The sequence below is a fragment of the Pseudomonadota bacterium genome (assembly GCA_008501635.1).
Lineage (GTDB): Bacteria > Pseudomonadota > Gammaproteobacteria > QQUJ01 > QQUJ01 > QQUJ01.
This window is the reverse complement of record QQUJ01000012.1, coordinates 36,671-55,066: the sequence shown is the minus strand read 5'-3', so window position 1 is coordinate 55,066 and position 18,396 is coordinate 36,671. Positions and strand designations below refer to the sequence as shown.

The following is an 18,396-nucleotide window of genomic DNA, read 5'->3' as shown; positions in this document are numbered from 1 at the left end:
CGCGAGGAGAGAGCGGCTTTTCCGTTCGGGGGGCGCATTTTTCTCAGCGATTCAAACTCGCTTGCACACAACGCAGCGTTCCGAGGTCGTAGTCTTCTTCCAACTGCTTGCGTGCTTTTTTGATCGCGGCGGCACCATCTCCGAACTGCAGCAGTGCGTCCTGAACGCGTGCGATCTCCTGCGCGCCAAGTGGCACAACCTCGGTGAGGGCGATCTCGCCGCGCTCGATTGCTTTTGCCAGATGCGTGAAAACCGCGCTGGCAGCCATACCACGTTGGCGCGCGATGGCGGGGACGTCCATGCCGAGATTGAAGAGTCGCAGCGTCTCCGTAGCCGGATCGATAGCAGGTACCGATGCCTCCTCCTCATGGCGGTGAATGACTGCGAGAAAGGCCTCACCATAGGCCTCCAGTTTACGCTCACCCACGCCGTTGATGCGCGATAACTGCTCCAACGTCTCCGGCCGGTAGCTGATCATCTCCGCCAGCGTGGCATCGTGGAAGATGACGTAGGGCGGCACGCCCTGTTCCTCGGCCAGCGCGCGGCGTTTTTCGCGTAGCGCTTCCCACAGTGTGCGATCAGCATCGCTGACATAGCGCTCGGCCTTGCGGTCGCGTTTCTTGCGCTTTTCGGGTTTGACCTCCTGGCGCAGCATCAACTGCTCTTCACCGCGCAGCACCGGACGGCAGCGGTCGGTAAGATGCAGCCCGCCGTGGCCCTCCAGGTCCACGGTCAGCAGGCCGCGCGCGATCAGTTGACGAAACACGCCGCGCCACTGATTGGAGTCCAGTTCGGCTCCCACGCCGAAGGTGCTTTGCTGGTCGTGTCCAAAACGTTGGATGCGCTCATCACTCTTGCCGAGCAGCACATCCACCAGATAGTTGACGCCAAAGCGCTGGCCGGTGCGATGCACGACCGACAGCGCCTTCTGTGCGGCGACGGTGGCATCCCAGGTTGCGACGGGTTCAAGGCAGGTATCGCAGTTTCCGCAGGGCTGGTCCAGGTGGTCACCGAAATAGGCGAGCAGCGCCTGGCGCCGGCAGGTGGTGAGTTCGCAGAAACCCAGCATGGCATCGAGTTTATGGCGTTCGACGCGTTTATGCTGCTCGTCGGCCTCGGAACTCTCCATCATCTGCCGCAGCGTGATCACATCCTGCAGGCCGTAGCTCATCCAGGCATCGGCGGGCAACCCGTCGCGGCCCGCGCGTCCGGTCTCCTGATAGTAGGCTTCGAGGCTCTTGGGCAGATTGAGATGCGCGACGAAGCGCACGTCGGGCTTGTCGATGCCCATGCCGAAGGCGATGGTGGCGACGATGATGACGCCGTCCTCGCGCAGAAAGCGGTTCTGATGATGTTCGCGCAGTTGTGCCGCGAGACCGGCGTGGTAGGGCAGTGCCGTGTAGCCCTGTGCGGTGAGCCACTCGGCGGTGGTCTCCACCTTCTTGCGCGACAGGCAGTAGACGATGCCGGCCTCACCGGGGTGTTCGAGTTTCAGAAACCGCAGCAACTGCTGGCGTGCATTGCCGCGATGCTGGGCGATGCGGTAGCGAATATTGGGGCGGTCGAATCCGCAGATGAACTGTTCGGCGCGTTCCAGTTGCAATCGCTCGATGATCTCGCGGCGCGTGGGTGCATCGGCGGTGGCGGTGAGTGCGATGCGCGGCACGTCTGGGAAGCGTTCGTGCAGCACGGAGAGCTGCAGATACTCGGGACGGAAATCGTGTCCCCACTGCGAGACGCAGTGCGCCTCGTCGATGGCAAAGAGCGCCAGCGGCGAACGCGCCAGCAGATCGAGCGTGCGCGGCAGCATCAGGCGTTCCGGCGCGATGTAGACCATATCAAACGCGCCTTTCTGAACCGCATCCTCCACCTCGCGTGTAGCCTCCGCGGACAGGGTGGAGTTGAGAAACGCCGCCTTCACGCCGTACTGACGCAGCGCTGTCACCTGATCCTGCATCAACGCGATCAGTGGCGAGACCACGATTCCGACACCGGGTCGCGCCAGTGCCGGGATCTGATAACAGAGCGATTTGCCGCCGCCGGTGGGCATTACCACCAGGGCATCGCCGCCGGCGATCAGGCGGTCGATCACCTGTTCCTGGGGCGGGCGAAAGGTGTTGTAGCCAAAGACATCGCGCAGGATGTCCAGGGACTTGGGAGTCATCGGGGTTCCTCGATCCGTGAGGTGAGTGATTGTGCCGGGCGGAGAGATCGAGGGCAAGTGCGTGATGCCTGATGATTGGGTGTCTATTGCTCTCGCCAAGGTGCTAGAACCACGAGCGACCGGCACAGCTAGCAGGGGATTTCGAGATAGATTCCAGTTAGGCCAAGGAAACCTGCCTGTGTACCGGTTGCGGCTATGGCGTCTGGTTCAGCCGCCACTGTATTCCTGTCACTGTTTGCTTCTGCGGTGATCAGAATGGCTGTGCAACAGCCAGCCCAGCGTGATGCCGATAGCAAGCACGGCGAACATCAGCAGGGATCGGGACATCTCGATGGACCAGATGAGAAATCTGATTTCGACGATAGCGACGTTTTGCGCAACGAACAGAACGACAAGGCCGATGAGGACCAGAGCAAAGATCAGTTTGAAGTTCATAGGCTACTTCCCTCTAACCCCTGAAAGGGTGTCGGTAGGTGAATAATAGGCCATTTGTTTTACTCAAACCGATTACCGAGGCGTTTTCGTCAACGGTCGAGCGCCTCACGCCAGCCCCTGGTCGATACGGGTTGCGCTATCTCGGCGCATCCCTGCGCCTGTATTTGAGCTTGCGCCGAAGTTCGACGACGTTAGCGTTGCCGCTTGCGATAGAGCGGCTTCACATCGCGCGGTCCGGCGTGTGTCGAGTCCGCGCGCAACAGGTACTCCTGCATGCCGTTGCGCAACAGCATCGAGCGTTCCACGCGCAGGCCGATGCCGTGTTTCTCCAGATCCCAGGCGCTGTAGCGAGGCGCCTTGCGTGCGGCGTTGTCGCGATCCAGGCGTGTCACCAGATCGGTGCCCACTGCGGAGTAACGCTGCGGGTGTTGCGGCATGGTGGCGTGGGCCGAATGGATATAAGCGTGCATCACGCCCGTCGGTGTCATAATGTCGATCAACCGCGCGGCGAAGGCTGTCAGCAGGGGTGGGCTGAGATAGTTGAGCAGATCCCAGCACAACACCGTGTCCACCTGTTCCGCGCCGGCGTCGAAGATCAGCATTTTGAGCTTCTGTTCCAATTGCCCGGCGCTCAGGGTTTGTTCGCTGAGTGCGCTCAATGCCAGCGCCGCATCGGCCACCAGCAATCGACAACGCTTGCCCTGCAACAATTGCAATGTGCCTGTACTGGTCGGGCCCGGCTCCAGAATCACGCGGCGGGTGGTGCGATCGATGCGGGTCGCCACTTCCTGAAACAGCGGTGAGGCAAACGGTTTGTCGGCACCCTGTGGCACCGCGGGGGCTGGGCGGTCCAGCGTCGTCGACGCCGTGGCCTGAACGCTAGTTTCCACGCCGTCGACTGTCGGGGGCCGCGCCCCTCACTTCTGTTGGCACCATGCCACCGCGATCCCAGGCGTTCAAGCGGCCGAACCGCTTTTGAACTCGGCACTGCTCGCGCCGGCGATTTCGGTCTTGGTCTGCCCGGATATCTCCGGCCCTTTTGGCTTGGGTGGCGCCAGATCCGGTTTGCTGGTCGCTGCCGATGCACTCTTACCGAAGGCTTTGCTCACCGCCGCTTCGTCCATGTCGATGCTGCCTTTGAAGCGGCAGCCCTCTTCGAGTGCCACCTTGGGGGAGACGATGTTGCCGTTCACGTTGCCGGTTTTGCGGATGGCGACGCTCTCCGATCCGTAGAGATCGCCGGTTACCTGGCCCTCGACGATGATGACATGGGCCAGCACGTTGGCGTCCACCTTGCCTTTATTCCCCACGGTAAGACTCTTCTCCTTGAGCTGGATAGTGCCCTGCACTTTACCCTGGATGATCAGGTCTTCCTCGCCGCTCAGATCACCGTTGATCTGGATCGAAGGGCCGATCACCGCGGCTTCGCGGGAGCGGGTTCGGGAATCGGATGGAGCCGCGGGTTCCCGAGAATCGAAAGCGGGATAGTTGCTCTCTTCTTTGGCGTCGCGTTTGGTTCTGTCGAACATGGCTGTGCTACCTCCTGTGTCGCCGGATTGATGCTCATTCCAATGTTACGCCGGAACGGCACGATTAAATGAAGAGATTAGCGCAGGATCAGGAAAGAAAAAGGGGATTGGATCTCATCGGGCAGGGGATCTGTACCGTGTCGCAGTGAATCGGAGAGCCCAGGCCCGCACCACAGCTCGTGTCACAATACCTGTGCTGCAGAGTGCGAAAATAGGTCTGTTGCCTTTCCCGCGCGTCGCTATTCGTCGATATTGGCGAGAATGAATCGCTGGGCGGCGGCGCGAATCGCCGGCTGTTCCACGGCGAGCAACAGGTGCCCCCCTTTGTCGAAAGCGCGCAGTATCGCACCGGGAATGTTCGCGGCGGCGAACTCGGCATTGTGATAGAGCTGCAGACCGTCGTCCCTGGCGTGGAAGATCAGGGTAGGGACGTGGATTGCGGCGATCCGCTCGTTGGGCATGGCGGCCGTGTTGTCGAAGGCGACGCCGGCAGATCGCGGCGCGACCGGGTTCATGTAGTCGATCAACCGATCCACGAGCAGATGCTGTTCCGGCGCAAGGCTGGCGATGACCGTATCGTTTGCCCCCAACAGCTTCATCAAAGACTGCTTGAACAGCTTGCTGATACCCCAATAGAGCGGATCGTATTGGAAAATCGTCGTCAGCGTGTCGCCCTTCTCGTTGGCATCCGCCTGTTCGAGCTCCGTGGAAGAGGCAGCACCGCATGAGATGAGCGTGAGCGAAGAAACGCGCTCAGGGTAGAGGAGCGCAAAGAGCAGCGCCGAAGGCCCTCCGTGCGAGAGCGCGACGACGGCGACCTTTTTCACACCGAGATGGTCGAGCAGGTGCGCGTAGGCGTGCGCCTGATCATCGAAGGTGGCGCCATCACGAAACGTCGAGCGCAGATAGCCAAAGCGTGAAGGCACGATCCAGCGCAATTCGTCGCCGATCACAGCCTGCGCGATCAGTTCGCCCTGATCGTAACCGCCGCCGCTGCCGTGAATCACCAGAACCGGCGCGCCTGATCCGGCTGCGGTGTACTCGATATCCCCGTAGGGTGACGGAATGACCGTGCCCCTGGCGCGCACGCGCTCATAGGCAAGATTCATATCCCATAGATAGACGGCTGCGGCCGCAATCAGCACCGCGACGAGCGCCAAGGCGATCCAGCCGGCAGTCACTCTGAGCATTGTTTTCCGTTCCCGAATTGGCCTCTGGCCCGAATTCACGGGCGGGGTCCATGTAAGAGGCTCCCCAAGTGCGCGATCTATTCCAGGCCAGAGGGTGGTGACGCCCTTTTCCCGTTGCCACAACGCACAAGGCGTCTGGCGGCCAGAATCTGATTGCACGGACTTTGGGCGGATTCTACGGCAATTCCTCGGGTAACAGAGCGGCGACCATCGCCACCATCTCCGGATCGAGATCGAAGCCCGGCGTCTGGTCGGGATTGATGGAGATGGCGACACCCGCGCCCATGCGGCACAGGATCCAGGAGAACTCGGTAAGCAGGCCACCACCGTAACCGGGATGCGCGGCGAGGAATGATTTGGCGCGATCCGGCGCGGAGAACACCACCAGGATGCGGTGGCCTGTCGCATCCTCCACCAGCAGAGGCTCGGCCTGTGTCGCGGACTGGAAACCGGCTATGCCCTGCTTCTCATCCTTCACCGGCATGAAAATCTGCGCGTCGAGCAGGCGCCGGGCAAATTCCTCGGGGGCGATGCTCTCGGCGTGGAAATCCAGCAGCAGGGCTTCCAGTTCGTTGCGTGCGGGATTGTCCTCGTTCATCGGACGAACCTTTCTTCAGTAGAAGAAACGGGTTGCGTAAAGCGCGTTGTGGTTATCGATACGGCAAAGAAGGCTTGCGTGACTAAAGGTAGCGAACCAGGCGATTATCGGCGTCTGCATCCCAAAGATGAACGCGCCTATCCGCCGCGTAATGAAGACAGCGACCAAAGCGAAGGCAAGTATCCGGAACATGTAAAGGGCTCTGAGGCTCCCCTGATTCTGGTTTTCATTGTAGTACGAATATCGTCTCCAATACGGGCTGGCCCTTATGTGTGCAGGTGACCCGGCGCTCCTTGACCACACCGGGTTGCAATCTGGCGGCCAACTGGTACATGGGCACGAACAGGTGACCATTCGCTGTGGGCAGGTCGACGCTGCGCGGAATCGGTGCCGGTCCGTTGACAGGCTCGCTACCAACGCTTTGGGACGCAATTGGCTTACCGTTTTCATCAAAGGGCGTTATGGTGATCTGGATATCCTCCGGTGAATCAGCACTGGCGATCACCTTGCCGAGCATCCCCAGCAGCTGCCTCATACCGTCACCCTCTTCGCCATCGGCGCTGCCGCTGCGGGTCGCCATCGCATCCCCGCCCAGTTTGACCAGGTCGCCGATGAAATCGTCTTCCCCGCCGCGCGTGGAGGTGGCGCACTCCAGCGGGGCTGAGGGATCGGCATTCACATAGTCGAACTCCATCCCGAAGCGGGTGCAACCGCCGCCGGGGCAGGCGTCTGTGCCTGTCATGCGAATATTCGCGGATTGCTCACACACCTTGTCGGTGCCAATGGCACACAGGGGGCCCCTGCGCAATCCGGAGATGCGCATGCCGCCGCTATTTGCGGCGGGATAGGTGTCGAACACCGGGTCTACGGGGCTGCCGTTCGCAGCGATGCATCCACCACTGTCGCCGCACTGGCGTTTGGTCCCCTCCGGGCAGCGGTAGGCGGGTTCGAGTTCGGCGGGCTTGTGGCGGGTGTACTCAAAGGTAGTCTCGCCGTCATAGGGGCCCTTGCCCAGCGCCCATGATGCCGAGTTCTCAAAGCCATAAAGTTGCATTACCGTGGCGTCACATTGAGATTGGCAATCCCCGGAGTCCGGATTGTTCCGCATGCAGGTATCCAGACAGTCATCGTGTTCCCGGCAACCCTTATGCGTGCCACAGGTGAAGGCCTCGACCCGACGTAACTGGGCCGAGCCCATGCACTCATAGGACACCTCGATCGAACAGCTCTTCGGGCAGCCACCACCACAGGCCCCCCGACACTGGTTGGCACTCAGGCCGATGTCAGGGCCAAAGATGTTGCGCACCGTTGTTCCTGGCGCTGCCGATGATATTGCGGGGATCGGGCTGAGCGCTAATATAGTGATAAGTGCGAAACCAGCGGCTAATGCTGCAGATTGACACTTTTTCATGGCCTGAGCCTCTGTGTCGAAATGGTGTTGGCTTTTCAGTATAGACATTCCAGGGCGAACCGATGGGCGGTCGCTCTGATTCGCCGGACTCAGGGACTCAGGAATTTCGACAGGTCCCAATTTCACTTTCTGACAGAGTTAAAGGGGTCAGTGCCGAATGGCACTCAGTTAAGCGCAAGCATCTGGGTTAACTACGAGAAAAATCGGTCCAGTGGTAGGCTGTAAATCACCAAACTGAATAACCGGGGACGGACCCTGAGGTTTCCGATTGTTTAAAGAGCCAACGATGGCGCTCTGGCATGGGAGCTCGATAACAATGTATCGATCCAGGCTGTAACGCACTTGCGTTGCCGCTCCGGTTGCTAAATGCCGGCAAACGGAGAAACTCGGTACATCGTTTTCGATACTGGCAAATATTAAACTACCTGGGCGCCAGGTGATTTAATAATCAAAGTGAAATAACACTATGCATATTCTGGAACTAAGCGATGGCAACGGCCTGTTTTACATCTACACGCCGCCGAGAGATGAGCATGGAAAAACCTACGTTTTTTTCAACGCGCTAACCGGCGATACCGGCATGTGGGAAGGGGTGATCGGTGAAACGTTGCGGGCGGCCGGGCATGGCACGCTGAGTTTTAATTTTCGCGGCCAGAAAGACAGCCCCTTCAGTCGCGAACTCGATCTTGACGAGTCGCTGATCGTCGAAGATGCGCGGCGTCTATTGCAACACCTACAGCCATCCAATGTCATCCTGGTGGGGCTTTCCATCGGCGGCTTGTTCGCTGCCAAAACCTGGCTTGGCGGTATCAAAGGTGTTGCTGTCTGCGGGCTAGTGCTGATTAATACGCTTCGCTGCGATGGCCCGCGCTTGCAGTGGATCAACGATGCGCTGGTGCGTTGTGCCCGGGTGGGCGGTCTGGGGTTGTTCCGTGATCTGTTTGCTCCCTTGTTATTCAACGAAGCATGGTTAGCTGAAAACCGGCGAAACTTTCTGCAAGATACACCCTATGCGCCGCTTCCGAGTGATTCCGGCCACGCCAACCTGTTGCGCAATGCGGGCGCGGTAAATTGGAATGTGCCATACGAAGAGCTGGTCCTGCCAGTGCTGGTAGTTACTGGCTTGCAGGATCGGGTATTTCTCGACCTGGATGATGTTGTGTCGCTTTACGCTCGTTTGCCCAATGCGCGGCGTATCGATATGCCCGATGCAGCACATTTGCTGCCCGCCGAGCAACCGGCTGCGTTAGCCACGGTATTGGTCGACTTCGGTAAAGCGCTGTGACAACGGGGCTCTGGCATCGGCACAGCGGGCTCGCCTACCTCGCTGTATTCGTTGGCGTGCTGGGTCACGCCTCGTCGGAATTCGTTTCCGTACTCTCGGGTGTGGCCGGTCCCGAACTTTCTGTCTGGCGCTTCCTTCTCGGCGGCGCCGGACTTGTGATTCTGGCCCTGATAATTCCGGGCAGTCGAGATTTGCTGACGCCTTTGAAAACACACGGCGTGAGGTTGGTGGCATTATCCATTCTCGGCGTGACCTTCGCTTACCTGTTCTTTCACTGGTCTCTGGATTTTGCCTCGGTGGTTCAGGTGGCGACGCTGGTGACGACCATTCCCATTTTTGTTGGTGTATCGAATCTGCTGATCAATCGCGCGCCTATGCCCATGGCGAAGATCCTTAGCGGCTTCTGCGCACTGCTTGGCATCGCCCTGCTGATTACCGACGGTTACCTGCTGCAGCTTGCCGGTTCCGCAGAGAACCTGACCGGCATTTTAATGGCCATTACCTGTGCGGCCGCGGTCGCTGCTTATTCGGTCCTGGTCAAACCCATTATTACCCAATACGGGGCGCTGCGCATCACCGCTATCACGATGTTCATCGGTGCCATCGGGCTGTGGCTGGTGGTGGGCGTATTTTTTGGCATCTGGGTCGCGCCACAACGCCTGACAGGGCTGGATCAGCAGGCTTTGACCGCTCTCGCTGCCCTGGCGATTTTCAACACGACCATTACTCAATTTCTCTGGATCGGTGGATTGGCCGCTGTTCCCGACATCACTCGTGGTAGCTATTTGTTCTTTCTCAAACCGGTTATCGCCGCGCTGTTGGCAGTGTCGATACTCGATCAAAGTCTCACGCTCACCCAGCTTATCGCCATCGTGGTTATAACCGCATCGGTGTTTTCCGAGATGCTGGTGGGTCAAATGAAAAAATAACAGCATTTCCGTGATCACTAAATCGATGACGGCCTACATTCGATCACGCTCAATTTGCGCACCTTGTTGTTTGCGTGTGCAGTATTGAAGCCGGGTGGCTGGCTGGTGATCGAGATTAAGGGCTCTGACCCCTTATCGCACTCACCGGAATGACGGCTGGTGAGGTCACTATGCAGACCGCTCACCCTGCGCCGGCACCGTCCGGTTCGCCGCCCACTCGCGCAGCGCCCGGAGTTTTTCCGCCATCACCACCGACAACGGTTGGGTCTTGCCGATCTCATGGAGTATCAAAGCATTGTCCAGTGGCCGGTCGTCGGCCAGCGCCGCGTAGAGTCCGGCGACCACTGCCTGTTCGATCTCGCTGCCGGAGAAGCCTGCGGCGGCGCGCGCCAGTTCAGCAAAGTTGAAGTTCGACACCGGCTGCTTGCGCTTTTCGACGTGGATGCGGAAGATCTCTTCGCGTTCGGTTGTTTCTGGCAGATCGACGAAGAAGATCTCGTCCATACGTCCCTTGCGGATCAGCTCCGGCGGCAGCGACTGGATGTCGTTGGCGGTGGCGACCAGGAAGACGCGATCGCGGCGTTCGGCCATCCAGGTGAGCAGGGTGCCGAGCACGCGCCGCGAGGTGCCGCTGTCGTGGGTGTCGGTGGCGATGCCCTTTTCGATCTCGTCGATCCACAGCACGCAGGGGGCCATCACCTCGGCCATCTTCAGCGAGTCGCGCAGGTTGCGTTCGGTCTCGCCGAAGAACTTGTTGTAGAGCGCGGCGAAATCGAGCCGTAGCAGCGGCACGCCCCAAGCGCCGGCGACGGCCTTGGCGGCGAGGCTCTTGCCGCCACCCTGCACGCCGAGCAGCAGGATACCCTTGGGTGGTTTTAGGCCGTAGCGGTTGTCGGGTTCGATGAAGGGCTTTTTGCGGCTGCCAAGCCAGTGTTTGAGATTGTGCAGGCCGCCCACCTCGCCGAACTGTGCGGTTTCGTACTCGAAGCTGAGCAGTCCGTCCATGTCGAGCAGCCGGTACTTGGCCTGCTGAACTTCGGCGATGTCGCTGTGCGTGATGGCGCCGTCGTTATAGATCGCGCTGCGCGCGAGGCGGCGCGCATCTTCGGTGGTGAGGCCCTGGAGATTGCGCACCAACTGCTCCAGTGCCTGTTTGTCGGCTTTTACCTTACCGCCAATCTCCTTGCTCCAGGTGCGCGCCTCGGCTTCAACGAGTGAGCGCAGTTTCTCGTACGTGGGCAGTGACAGAGCGAATCGCGCACAGAGGCGTTTCAGCTCTTCGGGCAATTTGATGCTCGGACTGAGCAGCACCACGGTGTGCTGGTTGGCTTCGTGCGCCAGCGCGATCTCGCGCAGCAGGCGCACATTGAGCGGTTCGTCGAGATAGGGGTGAAAATCCTTGAGGATAAAGATGCTGCCCTGGCGCACGCCTTTGATGTGCTTGAGCACCTTGTCGGGCTCCATGTGCTGGGCGTTATGCGAGTTTCCGTTATCGATTTCCAGTCGTGGGCTCGCGGCACTCCACACCAGCCCTTCAGTGGCGCTCCAGTGGAGCACGGCCTTGCCGAGCTGCGGGGTGAGGCGGCGAAACAGTTCCAGCACGCGCAGCTCTTCGTGAGTTTCGATCACCACGATGGGGAAGCGCGAGCGCAGCAGCAGTTCGAGTTCGTGCAGGTCGGTGTTCATGCGTATGCGGTTGATGTTGTATGGTTATGAGCGTCGCGCGCTCATGGTACCACTGCAGTCGCTGGTGTTGAGCACAGAGTGGTTCACAAGTGCGCACCTTTAACGGCTACCGATCATGCGCGGGCTTTTCCCCTCGCCTCATGGGAGAGGGTCAGGGTGAGGGCAGAAATGGTTAACCACCCTCATCCCCGCCTTCTCCCTGAGGGAGAAGGAGTTGTGGCATGCCCATCGCCAGCTTCGCTGCGGAGAAGGCATCATGGGATTTGCTGCATAGACTACCGCAAAGATCGGTGTGCCTGTGTTACCTCACGCTGAGACGTCGTTACTAGAGACAGCTTCATGGCCTCATCCTCGAAAAAGGTGATCATCGCCGCCCTGCTGGGCAATGCGCTGATCGCCATCACCAAGTTCTTCGCCGCCGCATGGACCGGCAGTTCGGCGATGCTCTCGGAAGGGATCCACTCGCTGGTCGATACCGGCAATCAGGTGTTGTTGCTTTATGGAATGAAACGGGCACAGAAGCCGCCTGATGCGCAGTTTCCGTTCGGCCATGGCAAGGAGATCTATTTCTGGAGCTTCGTGGTGGCCATCCTCATCTTCGCCGTGGGTGCCGGTGTCTCGATCTACGAAGGCATCCTGCACATTCTCGATCCACAGCCTATCGAAGACCCGTTCGTCAACTATCTGGTGCTGGGCGCGGCCATGCTCTTCGAAGGCGCGGCCTGGTATTTCGCCTTTCGCGAGTTCACGCGGGCCAAGGGCAAGTGGAGTTACGTCGAGGCGGTGCAGAGGGGCAAGGATCCCACCTTGTTCGTGGTGCTGTTCGAGGATTCGGCCGCGATGCTGGGCTTGATCGTCGCCTTTCTCGGCATCTGGGTGGGGCAGGTGACCGGCAATCCCTACCTCGACGGTACCGCCTCCGTCGTCATCGGCCTGATTCTCGGCGGAACCGCTGTATGGCTGGCCTATGAGACCAAGAGTCTGCTGATCGGCGAGAGTGCGCATGACGTGGTGGTCGAAGGAATACGCGAACTGGTGGGTAACCATCCGCAGGTCAGCCACGTCAATGAGGTACTCTCCATGCACATGGGGCCGGATTTCGTGCTGGTCAATGTGAGTGTCGATTTTCACTATACGGCCAGCGCCACGGAGGTCGAGGAAGCCGTCGCGCGCATGGACAGGGCCATCAAAGAACGTTACCTGCGGGTCAAACGCGTCTTCATCGAAGGCGAAGCGCGCCGCTACTACCTGCAGCAGGCTCAACAACAGGCCGTTGATCCGGGGCCGCAGGCGTGAAACATCTGCTGGTGATCGGAGTGGGGGTTGTTGCACTGTTCCATACCGACCTGGAAAGCAAGTCGTACTTTTATGGTGCTCTTTTGCCGCTGGTCGACCTGCTGTTCATTGGCTATCTGTTGTTTGTGATCCTGAGCCGGTTTTATCGTCTGCGCGGGGGCGGATCGGGGGGCGACGGTGGTTTCGGCGATTTAGGCGGTGGCGACGGTGGCGGAGGCGATTGAGCTACAAGAAGGAGCCTCCGGGTCAATCACGTCATCAACGACGCGCCCAACGGCGGAAGGTTGCTGGCGATCGAAGTCGAGGGCGATGAGGCGGTCGATGAGGATGACGTCAGGAGCGTCGTCAATGGCATCGAAGGCGTGCGTGCAGCGCTCAAGGTCAGCAATGTCGTGCCGTTGGCCGCGCCGGAGCTGAGCGAAGATGAAAAGCGCTTCCAGAGTGTTGAATCGGAGGCCGGGGAAATCGAGATCCGCGACCGGATGCTGTTCTTTTCGCTGCTGAGCCGTTACCCCAACATTGCCAATCGTCTGCTGGAGCTTAAAGGCTCCATTCCCGCCGAGGACCAGCCGAACCGGTTCTACCAGCTGGGCCGCGGTTTCGGGCAGAACCTGGTCTCCAACCTCGAGGTGAGGGAGGAGGCGTTCGATTTGCAGACTGCCCTGGAGAAGGTGGTCATGCCCGGCATACAGCCCCTCGCCACCGCCACTGTTTTAGGCGAAGCGATCTCGGTGGAGAGCTACGCCCGGAATCTCGATCGCGGCGCACCGAGCGAGTTGCACAGCCGGTTTTTCCACGGCACGCTCGAGGGTCTGCCCAAGGGTGTGAAAGATCTTCCCATGTTCCGAGTCGAGAGGCAGTGCTGCCTGCGCAATGGGGCGTCGAGCTGCGCTTACCACATTGTCCCCGCCTAGATGCAAGTTCAGGGGTTGCGGTTGCACGATGATCCGGGGCCTGCCCCGGATCCTGCTTTTTTGGGGGGCATGAAAGTGGGGGGTCCCCATACCCTGCCTTGCAATATCGTTGCATTAGCGATTTAGTGTAGGCAACTCGACACTGGGATCAGGTGGTTTTGATGGCCAAGGGGCATTCGGTTTGCGTGTACGTGGGTGAGGCGCTCGGGCGCTATGGCTTCGGCGACGAACATCCGTTCGGCCCGGAGCGCATGGGGGTCTTTTGGGATCGCATGATCAGCCAGGGTCTCGACGCGGTGGTCGCTGTGCACGACCCCGTTTGTGCGGAGCGCGCGGATATCGAACGCTTCCACACCCCCGAGTATGTCGACAAGGTGATCCGCCAATCCGAGAGCGGCACCGGTTATCTCGATTACGGCGATACGCCGGCGTTTCCCGGTGTCTACGAAGCGGCGGCCCATGTGGTCGGCAGCGCGGTGGACGCCGCGCGTCAACTGATGGATCAGCAGTGCCGGCACACCTTTATACCTATCGCGGGCCTGCACCACGCGCGACGCAACGTGGCGGGAGGGTTCTGCGTCTTCAACGATTGCGGCGTGGTCATCGAGATGTTGCGCAGCGAATACGGCCTGAAGCGCGTTGCCTACGTCGATATCGACGCGCATCACGGTGATGGCGTCTTCTACGGCTTTGAAGAGGATCCCGATCTGTTGTTTGCCGATATCCACGAAGATGGACGCTACCTCTACCCGGGGACCGGCGCCGCCGATGAGTCCGGGCGCGGGCTCGCCAAAGGGACCAAGCTCAATATCCCCATGCCGCCGGGGGCGGATGACGATCAGTTTCTGGTCGCCTGGCAGCGGGTTGAGGACTACCTGCGGGCGGGCAGGCCCGAGTTCATCATTCTGCAATGCGGCGCCGACAGCGTGCGCGGCGATCCCATCACCCACATGTGTTATACCCCCGCCGCTCACGCCCACGCGGCGACCCGCCTGGCCGGGATCGCGAATGAGTTCTGCGACGGTCGGCTGCTGGCGCTCGGCGGTGGAGGGTACAACCATCAGAACATCGCGCTGGCCTGGACGGCGGTGGTGCGTTCACTTCTCGATGCGGCGTGATCGGAGTCGACCAGGTCTGTCGCTCAGCGCTCAAGCCATGCAAAGACCTACCGATTCGGGTATCCTTTAGCCCTTTTTCCAACCGGGGTCAGCGAGTCGATTCCCGGGCGGAAAGCACCACACAGCGGGCCGTGCGGGCCCGCTCGCATTTCTGGAGAGCCGTATGTTCGGGAAAGAGATGAAGATTGCGGGTTTTGACGATGAACTGTGGGCAGCCATTCAGAACGAAGAGCGGCGCCAGGAAGAGCATATCGAGTTGATCGCCTCGGAGAACTACGCCAGCCCCCGCGTGCTGGAGGCCCAGGGCTCGGTACTCACCAACAAGTACGCCGAAGGCTACCCCGGCAAACGCTACTACGGCGGCTGTGAGTATGTGGACATCGCCGAGCAACTCGCCATCGATCGCGCCAAACAGCTATTCGGAGCCGCCTACGCCAACGTCCAGCCTCACTCGGGTTCGCAGGCCAATGCCGCGGTCTACTTCGCGCTGCTGAGACCGGGCGACACCATCCTTGGCATGAGTCTCGCCCATGGCGGGCACCTCACCCACGGCGCCAAGGTGAACTTCTCCGGCAAGATTTTCAATGCGGTGCAGTACGGTCTCGATCCCGCGACCGGCGAGGTCGATTACGACGAGGTGGAGCGTCTTGCCAAAGAGCACCGGCCGAAGATGATCATAGCCGGTTTTTCGGCCTATTCGCGCGTGTTGGACTGGCAGCGCTTTCGCGACATCGCCGATGCGGTGGGCGCATTGCTGTTTGTCGACATGGCCCACGTTGCCGGCTTGGTCGCGGCGGGCGTCTACCCGAATCCGACCGCTATTGCCGATGTCACCACTACCACCACCCACAAAACCCTGCGCGGCCCGCGCGGCGGTCTGATCCTGGCGCGCGAAAACGAGGAGATCGAGAAGAAGCTGCGCTCCATGGTCTTTCCCGGCACCCAGGGCGGGCCGTTGATGCATGTCATCGCCGCCAAGGCGGTGGCCTTCAAGGAGGCGTTGCAACCCGAATTCAAGGCCTATCAGCAGCAGGTGGTGACCAGCGCCCGCGCCATGGCCAAGGTGTTCATGGATCGAGGTTACGACGTGGTTTCCAAGGGCACGGACGATCATCTGTTTCTGGTGAGCTTCATCAAGGCCGGCCTCACCGGCAAGGATGTCGATGCCTGGCTCGGCAGCGCCAACATCACCGTCAACATGAATACCGTGCCTAACGATCCGCAGTCACCCTTTGTCACCAGCGGCATCCGCATCGGCACGCCCGCCATCACCACCCGGGGATTCACCGGGCAGGAGGCCAGCGAGCTGGCGGGATGGATGTGCGATGTGATCGACAGCCGTGGCGATGCCACCGTGATCGCGGCGGTCAAGGCAAAGGCGCTGGCGATCTGCGCGCGCTACCCAGTGTATGGGTAAGGTACCCTGTAGGAGCGGTTTCAGCCGCGATCATCGCGCCCGAAGCCGCTCCTACCATTGAATTATGCGCTGCCCTTTTTGCGGAGCCGATGAAACCAAGGTGGTGGACTCGCGGTTGGCGAGCGAGGGCGCCCAGGTGCGCCGCCGTCGCGAGTGCCTGAAGTGCAACGAGCGTTTCACCACCTTCGAGACCGCCGAATTGCTGATGCCACGGGTGGTAAAGCGTGACGGCAGCCGCGTCCCTTTCGATGAGGATAAACTACGCGGCGGTATGCTGCGCGCGCTGGAGCGCCGCCCGGTAGCGACCGATCTGGTGGAAGCCGCCATCGAGCGCATTCACCACAACCTCATCACCCTTGGCGAGCGCGAGGTGAATTCGGAACAGATCGGTGCATGGGTGATGGGTGAGCTGCGCGATCTGGATCAGGTGGCGTTCGTGCGATTCGCTTCGGTCTACCGGAACTTTCGCGATGTGAGCGAGTTTCGCGAAGAGATCGAACGACTCGAGAGCGAACCGTCTGTGGAGTTGAAGCGCAGTCAGTTGTCGTTGCTGCCGGGGGATCACAAGAAGCGATGAGCAGCACCGCCGACCGCCGCTATATGGCCCGCGCGCTGCAGCTCGCGCAACGGGGGCTCTACACCACCGATCCCAATCCGCGGGTCGGTTGTGTGTTGGTGCGCGATGGCGAGATCGTGGGCGAGGGCTGGCATGTGCGTGCCGGTGAACCCCACGCCGAGATCAATGCGCTGCAGGACGCCGGCGAGCGTGCCAGGGGAGCGGCCGCGTACGTGACGCTGGAACCGTGCAGCCACCATGGCCGCACCCCGCCGTGCGCCGATGCGCTGATCGCAGCGGGTATTACGCGGGTGGTTGCGGCCATGGAAGATCCCAGTCTGCAGGTGGCGGGCGAGGGCTTGCAGCGCCTGCGGGCGGCGGCCATTCAGGTGCAGAGCGGTGTGCTTGCGGAGCAGGCCGCGGCGCTCAATCCCGGGTTCATCAGTCGCATGCGCCGGGGCCGCCCCTATGTGCGGTGCAAATTGGCGATGAGCCTTGATGGTCGCACCGCCATGGCCTCGGGCGAGAGTAAATGGATAACCGGTGCTGCGGCACGGGCCGATGTCCATCGTTTGCGCGCGCGTAGCTCGGCGATGCTCACCGGGATCGGAACCGTGTTGGCCGACAATCCTGCGCTGACCGCGCGCATCGATGACGGGCCGGTGTTGCAACCGCTGCGCGTGTTGCTGGACCCTTATCTCAGCACGCCAACCACCGCGCAGCTACTGAAGGAGCCGGGTCTCACGCTGATCGTCTGCTCCCAGGAAGAGGCGGATGCCGCAGCCGAGCTTCGCGCAGCGGGAGCCGAGGTGGTCTGTCTGCCGGGGCGCCCGGGGACCATCGATCTGCCGGGGTTGATGGATCTGCTGGGTCAACGCGAGATCAACGAGGTGCTGGTGGAGACCGGTGCGGTGCTGAGCGGTGCCGTGTTGCGCGCCGGCCTGATCGATGAGTTGATCGTCTACCTGGCACCGCATCTGATGGGCGATCAGGCGCGCGGGCTCTTTCATCTGCCCGGGATGGAAACCATGGAGGAGCGTATCGCGCTGGAGATTCAGGATATCCGCGCCGTAGGCAAGGATTGGCGCATCACGGCACTGGTGCAGGGAAAGAATCGGTAGGTCGGGCGCATCCCGGCCGAGGAGAAGAGTAAATGTTCACAGGTATCATTCAGGCGGTCGGCACCATCGCCGCCCTGCAACCGCAAGGGGCCGATTCGCGGCTGCGTATCCAGACCGGGAAACTGCCGATGGCGGCGACGGGGCTGGGCGACAGCATCGCGGTCAACGGCGTCTGCCTGACCGCCATCGAACTGCCGGGCGACGGTTTTTGGGCCGACGTCTCGGGCGAGAGTCTGGCGCGCACCACGCTCGGCGGATTGCGTATCGGCAGCCGCGTGAATCTGGAGAAAGCGCTCACGCCAACCACCCATCTCGGCGGCCATCTGGTGAGCGGGCACGTCGACGGCGTGGGTAAGGTGATCGAGCGTCGTCCCGACGGCCGTTCGGAACGGTTTCGCATCGAGGCGCCCAGGGAGTTGGCCAGGTACATTGCCGAGAAGGGATCGATTACGGTGGATGGCATCAGCCTCACCGTCAATGCTGTCGATGGGGCGGTGTTCGATCTCAACATCGTGCCGCACACCATAAAAGAGACCATCATGGGGGATTACGCCGTGGGTACGACGGTGAATCTGGAGGTGGACCTGATCGCCCGCTATCTCGAGCGCCTGCTGCTCGGCGAGCGCGCCGCGGAACCCGGCAGCGGCGGTGTGACGCTGGCGTTTCTCGCCGAGCATGGATTCCTCAAGCCGTAGGAGCGCGGCACGAAAGTTCGCGGCTGGTGCCGCTCATGCAGATAGAATTGTC

18 protein-coding genes are annotated in these 18,396 nt (G+C 60.8%); 10 read left to right on the top strand and 8 right to left on the bottom strand.

Features of this window, described 5'->3' with window-relative positions; translation table 11 throughout:
* Window positions 1-43: 43 nt before the first annotated feature.
* The 7 genes from recQ to DWQ09_06650 all read right to left on the bottom strand — a co-directional run bounded on the left by recQ (window position 44) and on the right by DWQ09_06650 (window position 6,970).
* Window positions 44-2,164 (bottom strand): DNA helicase RecQ, encoded by a 2,121-nt coding sequence (recQ, locus tag DWQ09_06680; GenBank protein ID KAA3628896.1) that lies wholly within the window; start codon window positions 2,162-2,164, stop codon window positions 44-46.
* A 228-nt stretch (window positions 2,165-2,392) separates the two neighbouring features.
* Window positions 2,393-2,599 (bottom strand): LapA family protein, encoded by a 207-nt coding sequence (locus DWQ09_06675; protein ID KAA3628895.1) that lies wholly within the window; start codon window positions 2,597-2,599, stop codon window positions 2,393-2,395.
* A 191-nt stretch (window positions 2,600-2,790) separates the two neighbouring features.
* On the bottom strand, window positions 2,791-3,432 hold the full coding sequence (locus DWQ09_06670) for a hypothetical protein (protein ID KAA3628894.1): 642 nt from the start codon (window positions 3,430-3,432) through the stop codon (window positions 2,791-2,793).
* Between the two features lie 123 nt (window positions 3,433-3,555).
* The gene (locus DWQ09_06665; protein KAA3628930.1) at window positions 3,556-4,017 is read right to left on the bottom strand and encodes a polymer-forming cytoskeletal protein; all 462 of its coding nucleotides are present in this window, start codon (window positions 4,015-4,017) and stop codon (window positions 3,556-3,558) included.
* Window positions 4,018-4,367: 350 nt separating this feature from the next.
* Entirely contained in the window at window positions 4,368-5,318 is a 951-nt protein-coding gene (locus tag DWQ09_06660) for an alpha/beta hydrolase (protein KAA3628893.1), read from the bottom strand.
* Window positions 5,319-5,493: 175 nt separating this feature from the next.
* Complete coding sequence (locus tag DWQ09_06655) at window positions 5,494-5,916, bottom strand: SseB family protein (GenBank protein KAA3628892.1); 423 nt, start codon at window positions 5,914-5,916, stop codon at window positions 5,494-5,496.
* A 226-nt stretch (window positions 5,917-6,142) separates the two neighbouring features.
* Window positions 6,143-6,970, bottom strand: a complete 828-nt coding sequence (locus DWQ09_06650) for a hypothetical protein (GenBank protein KAA3628891.1) — start codon at window positions 6,968-6,970, stop codon at window positions 6,143-6,145.
* A gap of 823 nt (window positions 6,971-7,793) precedes the next feature.
* On the opposite strand from DWQ09_06650, the gene DWQ09_06645 reads away from it, so the two are divergent.
* Together DWQ09_06645 and DWQ09_06640 are read left to right on the top strand one after the other, a co-directional pair.
* Window positions 7,794-8,612: an alpha/beta fold hydrolase gene (locus tag DWQ09_06645; protein KAA3628890.1), complete on the top strand. Its 819-nt coding sequence runs from the start codon at window positions 7,794-7,796 to the stop codon at window positions 8,610-8,612.
* Window positions 8,609-9,541, top strand: a complete 933-nt coding sequence (locus tag DWQ09_06640; protein KAA3628889.1) for an EamA family transporter — start codon at window positions 8,609-8,611, stop codon at window positions 9,539-9,541. Before DWQ09_06645 ends, DWQ09_06640 begins: the two co-directional genes overlap by 4 nt.
* Before the next feature lie 168 nt (window positions 9,542-9,709).
* On the opposite strand, the gene DWQ09_06635 is transcribed toward DWQ09_06640, so the two are convergent.
* Window positions 9,710-11,227 carry an AAA family ATPase gene (locus DWQ09_06635; GenBank protein KAA3628888.1) on the bottom strand — a complete coding sequence of 506 codons (1,518 nt, stop codon included), beginning with the start codon at window positions 11,225-11,227 and terminating at the stop codon, window positions 9,710-9,712.
* A 339-nt stretch (window positions 11,228-11,566) separates the two neighbouring features.
* On the opposite strand from DWQ09_06635, the gene DWQ09_06630 reads away from it, so the two are divergent.
* The 8 genes from DWQ09_06630 to DWQ09_06595 all read left to right on the top strand — a co-directional run bounded on the left by DWQ09_06630 (window position 11,567) and on the right by DWQ09_06595 (window position 18,344).
* Entirely contained in the window at window positions 11,567-12,523 is a 957-nt protein-coding gene (locus DWQ09_06630; protein KAA3628887.1) for a cation transporter, read from the top strand.
* The gene (locus DWQ09_06625) at window positions 12,520-12,747 is read left to right on the top strand and encodes a hypothetical protein (protein ID KAA3628886.1); all 228 of its coding nucleotides are present in this window, start codon (window positions 12,520-12,522) and stop codon (window positions 12,745-12,747) included. The genes DWQ09_06630 and DWQ09_06625 overlap by 4 nt, the downstream gene beginning before the upstream one ends.
* A 60-nt stretch (window positions 12,748-12,807) precedes the next feature.
* The gene (locus DWQ09_06620) at window positions 12,808-13,437 is read left to right on the top strand and encodes a hypothetical protein (protein KAA3628885.1); all 630 of its coding nucleotides are present in this window, start codon (window positions 12,808-12,810) and stop codon (window positions 13,435-13,437) included.
* A gap of 161 nt (window positions 13,438-13,598) precedes the next feature.
* Window positions 13,599-14,555: an acetoin utilization protein AcuC gene (locus DWQ09_06615; GenBank protein ID KAA3628884.1), complete on the top strand. Its 957-nt coding sequence runs from the start codon at window positions 13,599-13,601 to the stop codon at window positions 14,553-14,555.
* Between the two features lie 163 nt (window positions 14,556-14,718).
* Window positions 14,719-15,972 carry a serine hydroxymethyltransferase gene (locus tag DWQ09_06610; protein ID KAA3628883.1) on the top strand — a complete coding sequence of 418 codons (1,254 nt, stop codon included), beginning with the start codon at window positions 14,719-14,721 and terminating at the stop codon, window positions 15,970-15,972.
* 64 nt (window positions 15,973-16,036) lie between these two features.
* A complete protein-coding gene (nrdR, locus tag DWQ09_06605; protein KAA3628882.1) occupies window positions 16,037-16,549 on the top strand; it encodes a transcriptional regulator NrdR in 513 nt (170 codons plus the stop codon).
* A complete protein-coding gene (gene ribD / locus DWQ09_06600) occupies window positions 16,546-17,649 on the top strand; it encodes a bifunctional diaminohydroxyphosphoribosylaminopyrimidine deaminase/5-amino-6-(5-phosphoribosylamino)uracil reductase RibD (protein KAA3628881.1) in 1,104 nt (367 codons plus the stop codon). Before nrdR ends, ribD begins: the two co-directional genes overlap by 4 nt.
* A 32-nt stretch (window positions 17,650-17,681) precedes the next feature.
* Window positions 17,682-18,344: a riboflavin synthase gene (locus DWQ09_06595; protein KAA3628880.1), complete on the top strand. Its 663-nt coding sequence runs from the start codon at window positions 17,682-17,684 to the stop codon at window positions 18,342-18,344.
* Window positions 18,345-18,396: the final 52 nt, after the last annotated feature.

Bases quoted from the DNA above. Each gene is read 5' to 3' on its own strand.
- recQ (KAA3628896.1), bottom strand. From the start codon at position 2,164: ATGACTCCCAAGTCCCTGGACATCCTGCGCGATGTCTTTGGCTACAAC.
- DWQ09_06675 (KAA3628895.1), bottom strand. From the start codon at position 2,599: ATGAACTTCAAACTGATCTTTGCTCTGGTCCTCATCGGCCTTGTCGTT.
- DWQ09_06660 (KAA3628893.1), bottom strand. From the start codon at position 5,318: ATGCTCAGAGTGACTGCCGGCTGGATCGCCTTGGCGCTCGTCGCGGTG.
- DWQ09_06655 (KAA3628892.1), bottom strand. From the start codon at position 5,916: ATGAACGAGGACAATCCCGCACGCAACGAACTGGAAGCCCTGCTGCTG.
- DWQ09_06650 (KAA3628891.1), bottom strand. From the start codon at position 6,970: ATGCAACTTTATGGCTTTGAGAACTCGGCATCATGGGCGCTGGGCAAG.
- DWQ09_06645 (KAA3628890.1), top strand. From the start codon at position 7,794: ATGCATATTCTGGAACTAAGCGATGGCAACGGCCTGTTTTACATCTAC.
- DWQ09_06635 (KAA3628888.1), bottom strand. From the start codon at position 11,227: ATGAACACCGACCTGCACGAACTCGAACTGCTGCTGCGCTCGCGCTTC.
- DWQ09_06630 (KAA3628887.1), top strand. From the start codon at position 11,567: ATGGCCTCATCCTCGAAAAAGGTGATCATCGCCGCCCTGCTGGGCAAT.
- DWQ09_06615 (KAA3628884.1), top strand. From the start codon at position 13,599: ATGGCCAAGGGGCATTCGGTTTGCGTGTACGTGGGTGAGGCGCTCGGG.
- DWQ09_06610 (KAA3628883.1), top strand. From the start codon at position 14,719: ATGTTCGGGAAAGAGATGAAGATTGCGGGTTTTGACGATGAACTGTGG.
- nrdR (KAA3628882.1), top strand. From the start codon at position 16,037: ATGCGCTGCCCTTTTTGCGGAGCCGATGAAACCAAGGTGGTGGACTCG.
- ribD (KAA3628881.1), top strand. From the start codon at position 16,546: ATGAGCAGCACCGCCGACCGCCGCTATATGGCCCGCGCGCTGCAGCTC.
- DWQ09_06595 (KAA3628880.1), top strand. From the start codon at position 17,682: ATGTTCACAGGTATCATTCAGGCGGTCGGCACCATCGCCGCCCTGCAA.